The organism is Pseudophaeobacter sp. 1A16562 (assembly GCF_041008785.1).
In the GTDB taxonomy this organism is placed as follows: Bacteria; Pseudomonadota; Alphaproteobacteria; order Rhodobacterales; family Rhodobacteraceae; genus Phycobacter; species Phycobacter gallaeciensis_A.
In genome coordinates this window covers 56,810-70,841 of record NZ_JAXGFT010000011.1, presented here as the reverse complement: position 1 = coordinate 70,841, position 14,032 = coordinate 56,810, and the positions used below count along the sequence as shown (strand labels likewise).

Genomic DNA, 14,032 nt, shown 5'->3' with positions numbered 1-14,032 from the left:
ATTGTCCCTTACATCGGCACAGAAGTTTCTTTGGGTTTTGGCAGGCGTGGCAGCGCTTGCCTTCGTATGGCTTTTGCTCTGGTCTGACTATCGTGCCGACAGCGCCCGAACTGACGCCGAGCCGCCTTTTTTCGCTGAGTTCGAACTGACGGACCACCGGGGTATGGTTCAAACCGAGGAGGACTTTGCGGGGCGCTGGATGCTGGTTTTTTTCGGCTTTACCAACTGCCCCGACGTCTGCCCGACGACCCTATCTGAGGTCGCGGCGGTGATGGACGGTCTGGGCGACGATGCCGCCAAGGTCCAGCCGATTTTCATAACAATCGACCCTGAACGAGACACGCCCCCAGCACTCGCCGAATACGTCCCGCTGTTCGATGCGGGCATCATCGGGCTGACGGGCACGCCGGAACAGATCGCCGCCACGTCCGAGACGTTTCCAATCTTCTTTGAGCGCGTCGAAGAGGCCGCAGCACCGGATGGGTACACCATGGGCCACACGTCGCATCTGTTCCTCTTCGATCCCGACGCGGGCTTCGCCGACTCCTGGCCCTATGGCACCTCCGCCGAAGAGATCCTCGCCGATCTGGAAGAGAGGATCTGACCGAAATGAACCGCATATCCGGAGAAACAGCCCTCGGGCTGGCGTGGATCATCGCGCTCGTCGCCTCGCTTGCCGTGCTTTTCATCGGCGAGGTGCTGGGGCAGACGCCCTGTGTGCTGTGCTGGTTCCAGCGCGCCTTCATGTTCCCCTTGGCCATTGTCCTCGGGCTCGGCCTTTGGTGGCGGGACGGCCGTGTGGGGCGCTACGGCATCGCATTGGCGCTTGGCGGCGGCGCAATCGCCCTGTGGCACATGGGGCTTTACGTCGGTCTTGTTCCCGAACGCATCCAGCCCTGCACGGCCACCGGCCCCTCTTGCACCGATGACAACCAACTGGTCTTCGGCATCCCTATCCCGCTGATGGCGCTCGCCGCCTTCGCGCTGATCGGGGCGCTGTCGGCCCTTTCATTGAAGGACACACGAACATGAATCGACGCGGCCTGATCCTGTCCGTTCTCGCCCTCTGCGTCGCCGGTTTCGGCGGAGCCACCTGGTTTGCAAACCGCCCCGGCCCGGTGGCCGAAGCCGAGCCTGTTGCGCCGGAACTTGCGGACGCGATGATCCGCCCCTACTCGCCCATCCTCGGGCCTGCGGATGCGCCCGTCACGATCGTTGAATTTTTCGACCCGGCTTGCGAGGCCTGTCGCGCGTTTCACCCAATCGTCAAAGACATCATGGCGGAACATGGCGACGCGGTTCGCGTCGTGATCCGGTATACCCCGTTCCATGGGGAAGGATCAGAAACAGCAATTCGCGTCATGGAAGCCGCACGAATGCAGGGTGTCTTCTTCCCCGTGATGGAGGCCATACTTGAAGAGCAACCTCGCTGGGCGGCTCATGGCAATATTCGTCCTGATTTGATCCTTGGGATAGCGGCGAGCGCCGGACTTAATGAAGAGGCAGCTCGGACCCAGATGATGGCCCCGCAAACCATTGGGGTCCTTAATCAGGACCGCGCGGACGTTGAAACGATAGGTGTACGCCAAACGCCGACGTTCTTCGTGAACGGAAAACCTCTCGATCCATTCGGAGAAGCAGAATTACGGCGGCTTGTTTCTGCTGAAGTTACGGCCGCGCAAAGCTGAATGGAAAGGGCAGGATCAAAACGATGAAAAAGTATATTTTGACCGGCACACTGGCGGCGCTTTTGACCTTTGGAGGGCTCTCGGTGCCCGCGCTGGCCGGACCCGAGGATGTTGTCGTCGAGAACGCGTGGTCCCGCGCCTCCATCGGGATGAACCGTCCCGGGGCCGCCTACATGACGATCCGCAACAGTGGCGACGAGCCGGTGACGCTGATCGGCCTTGCAACACCGCTCGCGATGATGCCCGAAATTCACGAGACGAAGACCAATGCCGAAGGTGTAAGCTCCATGAGCCCGGCGGGGGAGATCGCGATCGCCCCTGGCGAAAGCGTCGCGCTCGAGCCGGGCGGCCTGCACGCAATGCTGATGCGACTGCAAGAGCCGATGACGGAAGGGGGCACTTTTCCGCTGACCCTGCTTTTCGACGACGGAGGCGAAGTGACGGTCGAGGTGCCGATCCTCGGCATCGCCGCGCGAGGGCCGCAGGACTGATGCGGCGACGGGCGATCCTGGGGTACGGTGCGGCTGGTGTCGGGGCGGTCGCCCTGATGCTCTTCGTCGGTTGGTGGCAGGTTGATGGACCCGGTGGACCTGAGCCTATCGGGCAGCGGCCTGTGGCTCTGACCTCGATGGATTTTCGTCTGACGGATCATGAGGGCATCGCGGTCGGGCCGGAAACCCTGATCGGCCGCCCGACGATGGCGTTCTTCGGCTTCACCTACTGTCCCGATGTCTGCCCGACCACGCTCGCGGACATTTCGGGATGGCTCGACGATCTGGGAGACGAGGCCGACGAGATGAACGTGGTTTTCATCACGGTCGATCCCGAGCGCGACACTGTCGAAACGCTGGCCGAATATGTCGGCTACTTCCATCCTGCGATCCGTGGCTGGACGGGACCGGAAGAGCAGATCGCGCGCGTCGCGGACGGCTTCCGCGCCACCTACGAGCGGGTGCCGACGGAGAGCGGCGATTACACGATGAACCACACCGCGAGCGTCTTCCTGTTCGCAGCCTCTGGGCGATTCGTCACCATGATCGACTATCACGAAGCCAGAGAATTCGCGGTGCCGCAGATCCGCCGCGCGCTGGCAGAAGAAATGGAGGGGGCAACATGAGGCTCAGAACACTGGCGGCGGTTGTCGCAATTTTGGGGACGGTTTCGGGGGCAGCTATCGTCATCTCCGATGTTCTGTCGAAAGAACCCGTGCCGCCGGAACTTGCCTCGGCAGGTAATTGGATGCCCCAGCGTCCTGACGCCCCCCAGAACGTTGACATCTTCGTGACGCTGCCCGTGACGGTATGGGCAGAAGATGCACCCAACCTCGGCCCCCTGCCCCTTCTGCAGGTCGCGTTTGCCGACAGGCCGGTGCAGGCGATCGAGCCACCCCTGTCGACTTGGTCGCGCGACATTGCACCTGGCGAGACGCTCGATTTCTTGCTGTCCGAAGCTGGACTTGCGGCACCTGACAGAGCCGAAGTTGCCCTCGCGCTTGGCGCGGAATACGATCTGCGACGGCTGCGGCCGGGGCACTCGGTCACTGTCGCTTCGACCGTGGACGGCAGCCCCCGCACCGTCTCACTCGCCGTCGAGGACGGAGTGCGGATCGAGGTGGTTTTCGGCGAGCAGTTGTCCACGCAGGTCGTGGCTCCGGATCCGGAGATCGTAACCCTTGCCGGCGAAGCCGTGATCGACAGCTCGATCTTCGCGGCACTCGACGAAGCCGGCATACCCGCCCGTTTTTCCGTGGACCTGGCGCAGATGCTGGGTGGGACCGTAGATTTTCGCCGCGAGTTGGCCGGTGGCGAGACACTAAGGCTTCTCTGGCGTGAGGCGCGTGTGGGCGAGGATAGGATCGGACAGCCCGAGCTCGCCTTCGCCGCATTGGAGATCGGCGGTTCGCTTTACGAGATCGTATGGCCTAACGACGGCAGCGGTCAGGCGACGATCTACGTCGATGGCGAGGTGCTGCGCGTCTTCGCACAGCCGGTCGAGGGTGCGCGCCTCAGCTCGGTGTTCGGACGCCGTACGCATCCGGTCTTTGGCAACGTCCGGATGCACACCGGCGTCGATTTCGCAGCGGCACGTGGGACACCGGTTCAAGCGACGGCACCGGGGCGGGTCAGTTTCATTGGCTGGCGGGGCGGCTATGGTCGAGTGGTCGAAATCGCCCACGGCTCCGACACCATGACGCGCTACGCGCATCTGAGCGCCGTGCCGGAAGACCTGGCACAAGGCCAACGCGTTGCGGCGGGAGATGTGATCGGCCGCGTCGGCGCGACTGGCACGGCGACAGGTCCGAACCTGCACTACGAAGTCCTCGTGGATGGGCGCCCGACTGACCCCCTCGCTGACGACCGGCTCGCCGAAGCAGCCGAGAGCGAAGCGGATGATACCGCCGCGCTCTCGCGTCTGGCCGAGGCGCGCGCGCTTCTGAATGAAAACCTCGGCAGCGAGATTGCCGAAACGACAACCGAAAGGCTCTGACCCATGAAACGCATGACCCAAGCTCTTGCCATCACGCTCGCCCTGTTCCCGGCGGCACAGGCCCTCGCAGAGGCAACGGCGATCGACGTCCGCAAGACCAACGGTTGCGGCTGCTGCCTCTCGTGGATGAACCATCTCGAAGAGAATGGCTTTGCGCCGACCGGCCAGGACATGTTCGGCGGGTTGCTGGTTCGCTTCAAGCTCGACAACGGCGTGCCGCAGCGCATGGTCTCCTGCCACACCGCGCTCATTGATGGCTACGTGATCGAAGGCCATGTCCCGGCCGCTGACATCCGCCGCCTTCTCGAGGAGCGCCCGGACGCCGTCGGCCTCGCCGTTCCGGGGATGCCCTATGGCTCGCCCGGCATGGGGCCAGAAGACGACCGCGAGGCCTATGATGTCTTCCTCATCCGCAAGGACGGGTCGACGGAAGTCTTTTCGAGCTACGCCGAAGGATAATCTGACCCGCCCATGGAAAATCTGTCTCCGATAATGCTCGGCTTTCTCGGAAGTCTCGCCGCCGGTTCGCTCACGGCAGTCGGAGCAGCTCCCGTGCTGTTTGGGCGCATCCCGTCCCGGGCCACGCGCGATCTGTCGCTCGGCTTCGCTGCCGGTGTCATGCTGTCAGCCTCGTTCTTTTCGCTGATCATCCCGGCATTGGATGCGGCAGAGCCAATGTTCGGAAACGGCGCGATGCCTGCGGCCATCGTATGCGTCTCGATCCTTCTGGGCATGGGGGCTGTCGCGCTGATGAACGAGAAGCTGCCGCACGAGCACTTCAAGACAGGACGCGAAGGGCCCGAAGCGGCGTCTTTGCGGCGGGTCTGGCTGTTCATCATCGCGATCACGATCCACAACTTCCCCGAAGGCCTCGCGGTCGGGGTCGGCTTCGGATCCGGAGGTATGGAGGGCGGTCTGCCGCTTGTTGTCGGCATCGGGCTTCAAAATGCGCCCGAAGGATTGGCCGTCGCTGTATCTCTGCTGGGCGAGGGATATCCGAAGCTGCGCGCCTGGAGCATCGCGGCGCTGACGGGCATGGTCGAGCCGATTGGCGGCCTGCTCGGGGCCGGGATCATCACACTGTCGGAACCGCTGCTTCCATGGGGTCTGGCCTTTGCCGCGGGAGCGATGCTTTACGTCATCAGCCACGAAATCATCCCCGAAACCCATCGCAGCGGCCATCAGAACAGGGCAACGCTCGGTCTCGCTGTCGGGCTCGTTCTGATGCTGTTTCTCGATGTCTGGTTGGGATGAGGCAATGTCATCATACAAAGTATCTCCGATAATCGGCGTATTTGCAGCGCTTGCTACGTTCGCGATCGATCAGATCACCAAAGCCATTGTCGTTGAAAATTCCGTCACTTTAAGTGCCGGGATTTCCGTGTTTCCGGGATTCAATCTCGTCTTTTATCGTAATGACGGCGTGACTTTCGGGATGCTGGGCGGCGCTCCGTGGTGGAGCCTAATCGCTCTCGCTCTTGCCATTTGTATCTGGCTGGGGGTTATGCTGTTTCGCGCCGAAAATGCGGTCGAAGCGCTTGCCTATGGCGCGATCATTGGCGGAGCCCTGAGCAATGTCATCGATCGTGTGCGGTATCGGGCTGTAACAGACTTTCTCGATTTCTACATTGGCACAACACATTGGCCTGCCTTCAACTTGGCCGATGTATTTGTCGTCAGTGGCGTGGGGCTCTTGCTCGCCGCGCCATGGATCAGCGCGCGGCGTTCGATCAAGTCGTGAAGCCGGAAATTCTGAACCGCATCGCTCTGCGCCACCGTTTTCTTTCGCGGATGACGCTTGGTTTCGCCGCCGGGGCGATGACCGTTCTGACTTTCCCGCCTTTCTCGATTCTCCTGCTCGTTCCCGTTGCCTATTCCGCGTTGTTTGTCGGGCTTCGCGATCTCTCCTTCGGGCGCGCTTTCCTCGTCGGCTGGGCGTTTGGTCTCGGCCAGTTCGGTTTCGGGATTTGGTGGATCGCGGAAAGTTTCTACGTAGAGGCCGAGCGGTTTGGGACGATGGCGATCCCGGCCGTCGGGGGATTGTCCGCAGGTCTCGCGATTTTCCCAGCCATTGCCGCTGCGCTTTTTGCCGAAATCGCGCGGCGCGGAGCCATGGGCAGTCTCTTGGCCTGCCTCCTGTTCGCGACCTCCTGGACCGTGGCCGAGTGGTTGCGTGGTCACGTTCTGACGGGGTTTCCCTGGAATCTGGCCGGTTACGCACTTGTAGACTACGCCGCCCTTCGCCAGACCGCCGCCTGGGTCGGAAGCTATGGGCTAAGCTTTCTCACCGTGTTCGTCGCGGTACTCCCTGGCGCGGCTGCTATGGCGTCCGGGCGGCAACGATTGACCGTTTCGCTCATGGCGCTGGCCGGAATCGCGACGATGTGGGCTGTCGGCACGCTGCGCCTCCAGTCGGATGCACAACAGCCACCCGGTGTCGACCTGCGCATCGTCCAGGGCAACATTCCACAAGAGGAGAAATGGGCGCCCGAGAACCGCGAGGGGACATTCGCGCGCTATCTTGAGCTTTCAACCCGGCGCGGCGATTTCGACGTGCTTCTCTGGCCGGAAACCGCCTTTCCGGGTTTCCTCGATGAGGATACGGAGGCACGGGATCGCATTGCCGCTGCGCTCACAGAGGGCAGGGTGCTGCTCACCGGTGTGCCGGACCGTGTACCGAGCGAGGATGGCACCCGATATTTCAACACGGTCCAGGCTTTTGGCGCGACCGGCAGAATCCTGACCGGATACGCGAAACACCATCTCGTACCCTTCGGCGAATATGTGCCATTCCGTGGCTGGTTGCCCATCGAGCGGCTCACGGCGGGTCTGGGCGATTTTACGCCCGGACCGGGCCCGCGAACGCTTGCGCTTCCGGGTGTGCCGCTGGTCGCCGTGGCGATCTGCTATGAGATCATCTTTCCAAGCCATGTGGTCGACGACCTGTTCAGGCCACACTGGATCTTCAACGCAACCAACGACGCCTGGTTTGGCACCAGCATCGGACCTGAGCAGCATCTGGCTTCCGCACGTATGCGCGCCGTAGAGGAAGGCCTTCCTGTCATTCGAGCCGCGAATACGGGCGTCTCTGCGGTCATCGACACGAGCGGAGAGATCATTGCGCGGCTCGATACCGGCGAAACGGGCATCATCGACGCTAGCCTGCCCTCCGCGCGACCGCCGACACTCTACGCGAGCTTCGGGGACTGGATGCTGCTGGCGCTCATCTTGGCTTCGTGGAGCTGGGCAATGGCGACCAATGCGACGGCGCGCTACCGCCGCATGAGAAACACCGTCATGCAAAGATGTGGATAGGTGTTCCGTCCTTCACCATTGCATAGATGTCCTCGATCTGCCGATCTGTGACCGCGATGCAGCCAGCTGTCCAGTCGCGGACGTCCGTTGGGTCGATGCCGGGTCGTGGACCACCATGGATGAAGATGTCGCCCCCGGGGGACCGGCCCTGCGCCTCGGCAAAAGCGATGTCGGCCTCATTCGGATAAGAGATGCCAATCGAAAGATGGTAGGTGCTGTCGGGGTTGCGCTTATCGACTACGTAAGCGCCCTCAGGGGTCCGGCCGTCTCCCTCGAATTGCTTGTGACCCTCGGGCGCGAAACCCAGCCCGACCGGATAGGTTTGCAATACGCGATCGGCTCCGTCGAGAACAAGCAAGCGCTGCCCCTTATAAAGCCGAACACGGGTCACCTCGGGTCCGCCATAGCTGCGGAACTTGCTGGCACAGCCGGACAAAAACGCTGCCAACCCGCCCAACAGGACGGCGCGGCGGGGAAATCGGATGGTTTTCACTGCTCGATGCCTCTTTCGTGAGGTCTGATATGGACAGTACGTTACCTTGCAAATGCTGCCTGATCAATGTCCGTGGGCAAGCGCGGCTTTTGTCATCTGTGGACCAACCTGCTCACCGCCGGACGGCGGCGCCTTGGCCTCTTGGCTGTTCAGCAGGCGCAGGGCGTTGGCCACCACCAGCAATGACACTCCTACGTCGGCTGCAATAGCGCCCCACATCGATGCCACTCCGAACGCAGTAGCGACAACGAAAACGCCCTTGGTCGCCAAGGAAATACCGATGTTCTGATGGATAATCGACATTGTCCGGCGCGAATGACCGATCAGCCAAGGCACCTTCCCGAGGTCGTCTGTCATCAGGGCAATATCCGCCGTCTCGATTGCCGCGTCCGAACCAACGGCACCCATTGCGATGGCGTAATGCGCGCGCGCCATGGCCGGGGCGTCGTTCACCCCGTCGCCGATCATGGCCACCATGTCATGCGTTTCGACCAGTTCTTCGATGGCAGTCACCTTGTCTTCGGGTAGAAGCTCGGCGCGGACCTCGTCGATGCCGACCTCGGCGGCAACGGCGCGCGCTGTCCGCTCGTTGTCGCCCGTCAGCATGACGATGGTCTTCACGCCTTGCGCGTGGAGCTGTGCCACGATGCCCTTGGCGTCGGGGCGGATACGGTCGCGCAATTCCAGGATGCCGGTGACGCCAGTGTCGTCGCCCACGGAAACAAGGGTGCTGCCGGCCCCTTCGATGCGGTCGCGCAGATCCTTCGGAATGGCGTCGCCGAAACCCTTCTCCTCGGCAAACCGGTCGGACCCTAGCCAGATCGACCGGCCGTCTGTGCGTCCTTCAAGTCCCCTACCTGGAACGGTTCGGGTATCTTGCGCGGCGGACACATTGATGCCGTCGGCTTCTGCCCGCGCGAGAATGGCGCGCGCCAAGGGATGCGAGGAACGTGCCTCCAGCCCAGCGGCGAGGGTCATCAGATCTTGCGCCGATGCTTTGCCCAGCGGATGCACCGCCGCCACCTCCGGCTCGCCCATGGTGATCGTGCCGGTCTTGTCCATGGCCAGTGCAGTGGTCTTGCCCGGTGCCTCAACATATGCACCGCCCTTGATCAGCACCCCAGCCCGCGCTGAGGCGGTGAGTGCGGCGACGATGGAGACCGGTGTTGAGATGACCAGAGCACACGGGCAGGCGATCACCAGCAGCACGAGTGCATTGTAGAACCAATAATCCCAGGCCCCACCGAAAATGAGCGGCGGCAGCAGGGCAATTGCGATAGCGAGAGCCATGACGATAGGCGTGTAGATGCGGGCGAACTTCGCCACCCACTGCTCCACCGGCGCGCGGCGGGCATGGGCGTCGCCGACCATGCGGATAATCTTGGCCAACACGGTGTCCGAGGCGGCCTTCGTGGCGCGCACCGTCAGTGTGCCTTCGCCGTTGATCGTACCGGCATAGACTTCGTCGCCCCGTTCCTTTGGGACCAGCGCACTCTCTCCGGTGATTGGCGCCTGATCGACGGCCCCTGCCCCATCGACAACCTCACCATCCAATGGGATGCGGTCTCCGCCGCGCACGACGAAACGTGCGTTGATAGCAACCGCAGAAGCCGGTACGTCCGCTTCCGAACCGTCATCATAAAGAATTCTTGCCGTCGGCGGCGCCAGGTCCAGCAGAGCTGAAACCGCATTCCTCGCACGCCCGACGCTCCAGCTTTCGAGGAAAAGCGAGAGCGAGAAGAAGAACGCAACCGTCGCAGCCTCGAAAAATTCGCCGAGGCCAATTGCACCCGCGACTGCGACGACCATGAGCAGGTTCATGTCGGGCGACAGCCGCCGTGCGGACGACCATGCCTTGGGTGCCACGAGCCAGACACCGAACAGGATCGCAACCGCGAACAGCCCTGCCTCGACCAGTGGCATCGGCGCTTCGCCGTGCCCTGCGAAGAGGCCGAGTGCCCCCCCCATGCCGGTCTCGATGATGTGCCACAGAAATCCCGCGGCCCAGAAGCCGCCGCTGAGCGCCGTAAACAGCCGCTGGCGTGCAAGATGGGCCGCCTGGTCGACCGACGCGTTTTCGGCATCCCAAGGCTTGGCGGTCATGCCGGTGCTTGCGACCAGTTCTGCAATTTCGCCGTCCGATACACTCTTGGCGCTGTCGAGAATAGTCATCCGTCCATTGATCACGTCGAACGCGAGATGCTCGGCCCCGCCGATCTTCGGGCCCACCACCTTGTTCAGGATCGCCACCTCCTCGGCGCAATCGAGGCCGGACACCTGAAAACTGCGCCCGCCAGCTGGCGCGGGTGTCGTCGGTGCGATGTTGCCGCACGATCCGGCGCTGCCGCAGCAGCTGCCGCCGCTTGTCTGGGTATCTTCGGCGTGATCGTGACGATGGGTGTCGGACGGCATGAACGGACCTCTGGATTCGGGTGGTTCACCATGCCATAGCCCCTACAGTAGCTAGAGCTTCAAGTGCAAAATACGGTGGTATTTCAGTTTGTTTTATTGCTAGAGGATGCGGTGACCGGCTCTATCGCGCCTTTAAGCATGAACAGCCGCTGCAAAGAAAACAGTCACGAAAGGAAGGTTGATGCGGGTTTTGATGCTGAAGCAAAAAATGATGGTCGCAGTGGCGTTGTCGCTTACGGCCGGGTGCGCAGTCCAGCCGATTGGGCCGGGCGACGCGGCAGACCAGCGGGGCAACGTTCCCGAAGCTGTGATTGCATTGGCTGCCCCGGATCAGGATGTTGCAACCGCGCGCTTGGTGCCGGAAGACGGGTGCTACTGGTACGAACACAGCGGTCCGGTCGAAACTACCTTGGTTCCACTGCGCACGCCGAACGGCAACCGTATCTGCACCCCTCGCGAAACCTAGTTACGTGTGCCGATCGCTGCTTGGCTTAACTGCGGGCAGTAACGCTGTCCTCCGCCGAGTAAAGATAGGCCGTAGAGCCGATTTCGACGTTCGGATATAGGTCATTGATATGCGCCATAACCATCCGCACGCAGCCCGAACTTGCGCGGCCACCGATACTCCGTGGGCTCGGAGTGCCATGAATGCGTAGAAGGGTATCGCGATCCCCGAGGTAGAGATAAAGCGCCCTTGATCCAAGTGCGTTTTCCGGTCCGGGTTCCATGCCATCTGCAATGTCAGCATAAAGTTCGGGGTCGCGATTGATCATGCTCTGTGTCGGTTGCCAGTGCGGCCACCTGACCTTGCGCTTGATGGTATAGACACCCGGCTCGTAGAGGTTTCCCCGCGCGATCGCGACGCCGTAGCGCATCGCGGTTCCACCCTCTTCAATGTGGTAGAGATATCGCGCGACCGCATCGACATGGATATCTCCCGGCACGAGACCGTCGTTCGCGACTACACGTTGCGGTAGGAACCGCGGGTGCAATCCCCATGGGTTGGAGGTCTCGGGGACATAATTCTGCGGCGTCACCTGTGCGTCCCAGTCAGCCTTCTGAGCCTCGGTGGGCCAACTGTCGGCAAAAGCCATGCCGGGACCGGTCACCGAAAATAGCGCCGTTGTTGTCTGAATGAAGTGTCGTCTTGTCAGCATGTCGTACCCTTTCGGTTCCCACCGGCGATTAAAGGCAAGACCGGTATGTGTTCAAATTCACTAGATAAGACTTCTAGTAGCTAGAGGTTCAAGGGCAAGTTTTCGTGAATAAGTCGGCAGTTCTTTCAGTCCGAGATCGCCTGCTACGGTTGCACTTTGTATCGACTGATAAGCTACGAGTTCGTTGGGCCAGATCTTGTGTGCGCAAAAACGCCAAGAATCATGCACTTCTGTCTCGAGATCTCACAACCGTCATTGCCGCGATGTGCGCGGAACTGGCTGCTAGGCCCAACGAGTAGGTGCTGCCCTTCCCACATAGCGCAGAAATGGCAGCACCTAAGATTAACTGGCGTCTTTGAATTCGGCATATTCACCGCAAACCTGAACGGTCACGGTGGCGGGCTCGCTGTCGCGGTTGCGCCAGAACCAGCCGTGCTCGCCGTCGAAAGCGGCGACGATTTCGCCTTCGTCTCCAGTGGAGCCGCGGCTCTTATCATAGGTCACCGACTGACCGCCGCCATGGCCATGCATGTCGAAGTTCACGCGACCGCCTTCGACAATAATCCGGTATTCGACCGTCTGGCCTTCTTCCATCACCAGTTTCCATTCGGCACTGTCCCCGGGTGCCAGAGTGAAGGTAATTTCGTCGCGCCAGACTTCGGCTTCTTGCGCGTGTGCCGCGCCGACGAAGAGTCCGAAGATATCGTTCATCAGGCTCGACTGTTCCTCTGCCTCGAGGTCCATCAGCCTGTCGGCCTCGGCCTCTTCCGCGAGCTGGGCCTTGATTTCGCCCATCTCCGCCAGTCCAAGGACTCCACCGATCCCCGTCGGGTCGATGTTGTATTCAGCGGGCAACACGACGGTCACGAGGATCGCGACAGCGCTGGCGGCCGCGATGGCGGTGGAACGGATCAGCTGCGCGGAGCTTGGCAGTTCTTCGAGGCTCGGTTTTTCTGCGTTGAACATTTGGGTCTCCAATTTTCTCAGGTGGCTACGAAATAGCCGGTGATTTGCAGGCCCATGAGGATGAACCCCATCGACATCATGACGACGTTGGCGGTGTAGGCCTGGCGGAAGAAGTTCGGGGACTTTCGCCAGTAGCCCATGACGATGAGGATCATGGCGAGCGCCAGAAGCTGACCGATCTCGACGCCCACGTTGAACGCCAGCAGGTTGGCCAGAAGTCCGTCCGAGGCGATCTCGTAGTCGAGGATCTTGGTGGCCAGGCCAGTGCCGTGGAAGAAGCCGAAGATCAGCGTCGCGGCCTTGGTGTTGGGTTGGAACCCGAACCAGCGCTGGTAGGCGCCGAGATTGTCGAGCGCCTTGTAGACGACCGACAGGCCGATTATGGCGTCGATGATGTAGGCGTTGATGCCCCAGCCGAACCAGACGCCGAGCAGCATCGTGGTCGAATGCCCGAGGGCGAAGAGGCTCACATAGATGCCCACGTCCTTCATCCTGTAGAGGAAGAAGACGACGCCAAGCAGGAACAGGATGTGGTCGTAACCCGTCACCATGTGTTTGGCACCGAGATACATGAAGGGAATGATGTTTACCCCCCAGATTTCCTGGATGTAGCCCGCGTCATCTTCGGTGACGTTATGGGCAAGCGCGTGGCCCGCACTTGAGATAAGCGCTGACAGCGTAATGAAGGACAGGATCACGATCCGGCGTATGCCGGGATCGGTCCAGCCCCGATGGACTGTAGTCATGGATTGAACTCCGCATATGTGTTGATGATCGAATGAAACGCGCCGATAGCGCGCGGTCGATCAGACGCGCGGAGGTCGTTCGATCTGGTCTATCCGTAGCGTATTCGCTGTGGCTGAACTCAGCCACCATGCGGTCCTGTAGATATCGAGCGGCTGCGGCGACAGATCGGGGCGAGGCACAACCGCCTGGCTGTGGTCGTGATCGATACTGTCGTGGCTGTGCCCGTGCATGGCCCAAGCCAGGTCTTCTTCCAAACCGTGCGAATGCCCGTGCTCGGCGATCATCTCCGCGTGCTCCTGCAGCACATCGATGATCGCGGGAGCGTGCGAGGTTGTAGGCATCACCGACCAGACAAGAATGGCCGCGCAGAGAAGGGTCGCGAAAGCCGCCTTTCCGATTGTCCGTAAACTTGTCATCAACTCTGCCTGCCCGCTCGTCGCTCGCGTGGTGCGTCGCGGCACCATCTTGTTCTATCCCCCAGGGGAGGATAAGCTTTTCATATGACAGATTCCCCGGTTCATACAAGTCATCCCGCCCTCGTCGCCCGGCTGAAACGTGCTGACGGCCACCTGCGCGCCGTGATCGAGATGATCGAGGCAGGCAAGCCCTGCCTCGAAATCGCCCAACAGATGCAGGCGGTCGAAAAGGCTATTACGAACGCGAAGCGGGCGCTGATCCATGACCATATGGATCATTGCCTGAACGTCGAAGGTTCCGAAACAGATCGCGCCGAACTACGGGCGATCGCCCGCTATCTCTGAGGCTCG

18 protein-coding genes are annotated in these 14,032 nt (G+C 61.5%); 12 read left to right on the top strand and 6 right to left on the bottom strand.

Features of this window, described 5'->3' with window-relative positions; all coding sequences use genetic code 11:
* Position 1: 1 nt before the first annotated feature.
* The 10 genes from SM764_RS15750 to lnt are packed head-to-tail and all read left to right on the top strand — an operon-like array spanning position 2 to position 7,490.
* The gene (locus SM764_RS15750; RefSeq protein ID WP_274834171.1) at positions 2-604 is read left to right on the top strand and encodes an SCO family protein; all 603 of its coding nucleotides are present in this window, start codon (positions 2-4) and stop codon (positions 602-604) included.
* A 5-nt stretch (positions 605-609) separates the two neighbouring features.
* Positions 610-1,032, top strand: a complete 423-nt coding sequence (locus SM764_RS15745; protein ID WP_090735045.1) for a disulfide bond formation protein B — start codon at positions 610-612, stop codon at positions 1,030-1,032.
* Entirely contained in the window at positions 1,029-1,688 is a 660-nt protein-coding gene (locus tag SM764_RS15740; RefSeq protein ID WP_274830679.1) for a DsbA family protein, read from the top strand. Before SM764_RS15745 ends, SM764_RS15740 begins: the two co-directional genes overlap by 4 nt.
* Before the next feature lie 23 nt (positions 1,689-1,711).
* Positions 1,712-2,179 carry a copper chaperone PCu(A)C gene (locus tag SM764_RS15735; protein WP_274830678.1) on the top strand — a complete coding sequence of 156 codons (468 nt, stop codon included), beginning with the start codon at positions 1,712-1,714 and terminating at the stop codon, positions 2,177-2,179.
* Positions 2,179-2,805, top strand: coding sequence for an SCO family protein (locus tag SM764_RS15730; protein ID WP_274830677.1), 627 nt, complete (start codon positions 2,179-2,181; stop codon positions 2,803-2,805). The genes SM764_RS15735 and SM764_RS15730 overlap by 1 nt, the downstream gene beginning before the upstream one ends.
* On the top strand, positions 2,802-4,175 hold the full coding sequence (locus SM764_RS15725) for a M23 family metallopeptidase (RefSeq protein WP_274830676.1): 1,374 nt from the start codon (positions 2,802-2,804) through the stop codon (positions 4,173-4,175). Before SM764_RS15730 ends, SM764_RS15725 begins: the two co-directional genes overlap by 4 nt.
* 3 nt (positions 4,176-4,178) lie before the next feature.
* Complete coding sequence (locus SM764_RS15720; protein WP_038008346.1) at positions 4,179-4,634, top strand: DUF411 domain-containing protein; 456 nt, start codon at positions 4,179-4,181, stop codon at positions 4,632-4,634.
* Between the two features lie 12 nt (positions 4,635-4,646).
* On the top strand, positions 4,647-5,429 hold the full coding sequence (locus SM764_RS15715; protein ID WP_274830675.1) for a ZIP family metal transporter: 783 nt from the start codon (positions 4,647-4,649) through the stop codon (positions 5,427-5,429).
* Positions 5,430-5,457: 28 nt separating this feature from the next.
* Positions 5,458-5,916, top strand: coding sequence for a signal peptidase II (gene lspA, locus SM764_RS15710; RefSeq protein ID WP_425537276.1), 459 nt, complete (start codon positions 5,458-5,460; stop codon positions 5,914-5,916).
* Positions 5,883-7,490, top strand: a complete 1,608-nt coding sequence (lnt, locus tag SM764_RS15705; protein WP_368981890.1) for an apolipoprotein N-acyltransferase — start codon at positions 5,883-5,885, stop codon at positions 7,488-7,490. Before lspA ends, lnt begins: the two co-directional genes overlap by 34 nt.
* Here lnt and SM764_RS15700 read toward each other — a convergent pair.
* Together SM764_RS15700 and SM764_RS15695 are read right to left on the bottom strand one after the other, a co-directional pair.
* Positions 7,471-7,983 (bottom strand): L,D-transpeptidase family protein, encoded by a 513-nt coding sequence (locus SM764_RS15700; RefSeq protein ID WP_368981889.1) that lies wholly within the window; start codon positions 7,981-7,983, stop codon positions 7,471-7,473. The two genes, lnt and SM764_RS15700, sit on opposite strands and share 20 nt — an antisense overlap.
* A gap of 63 nt (positions 7,984-8,046) precedes the next feature.
* The gene (locus SM764_RS15695) at positions 8,047-10,395 is read right to left on the bottom strand and encodes a heavy metal translocating P-type ATPase (protein WP_368981888.1); all 2,349 of its coding nucleotides are present in this window, start codon (positions 10,393-10,395) and stop codon (positions 8,047-8,049) included.
* 181 nt (positions 10,396-10,576) lie between these two features.
* Between SM764_RS15695 and SM764_RS15690 the strand changes: the two genes are divergently transcribed.
* Entirely contained in the window at positions 10,577-10,861 is a 285-nt protein-coding gene (locus SM764_RS15690; protein WP_368981887.1) for a hypothetical protein, read from the top strand.
* Between the two features lie 25 nt (positions 10,862-10,886).
* Here the strand turns inward: SM764_RS15690 and SM764_RS15685 are convergent, their stop codons facing one another.
* The 4 genes from SM764_RS15685 to SM764_RS15670 all read right to left on the bottom strand — a co-directional run bounded on the left by SM764_RS15685 (position 10,887) and on the right by SM764_RS15670 (position 13,681).
* Positions 10,887-11,552: a L,D-transpeptidase gene (locus SM764_RS15685; protein ID WP_368981886.1), complete on the bottom strand. Its 666-nt coding sequence runs from the start codon at positions 11,550-11,552 to the stop codon at positions 10,887-10,889.
* A gap of 342 nt (positions 11,553-11,894) precedes the next feature.
* A complete protein-coding gene (locus SM764_RS15680; RefSeq protein WP_369002205.1) occupies positions 11,895-12,518 on the bottom strand; it encodes a transmembrane anchor protein in 624 nt (207 codons plus the stop codon).
* Positions 12,519-12,535: 17 nt separating this feature from the next.
* Positions 12,536-13,264, bottom strand: coding sequence for a HupE/UreJ family protein (locus SM764_RS15675; protein WP_368981883.1), 729 nt, complete (start codon positions 13,262-13,264; stop codon positions 12,536-12,538).
* A 60-nt stretch (positions 13,265-13,324) separates the two neighbouring features.
* Positions 13,325-13,681, bottom strand: coding sequence for a hypothetical protein (locus tag SM764_RS15670; protein ID WP_096807349.1), 357 nt, complete (start codon positions 13,679-13,681; stop codon positions 13,325-13,327).
* An 84-nt stretch (positions 13,682-13,765) separates the two neighbouring features.
* Here SM764_RS15670 and SM764_RS15665 point away from each other — a divergent pair, with 84 nt between their 5' ends.
* Entirely contained in the window at positions 13,766-14,026 is a 261-nt protein-coding gene (locus tag SM764_RS15665) for a metal-sensing transcriptional repressor (protein WP_368981882.1), read from the top strand.
* The last annotated feature ends 6 nt before the right edge of the window (positions 14,027-14,032 follow it).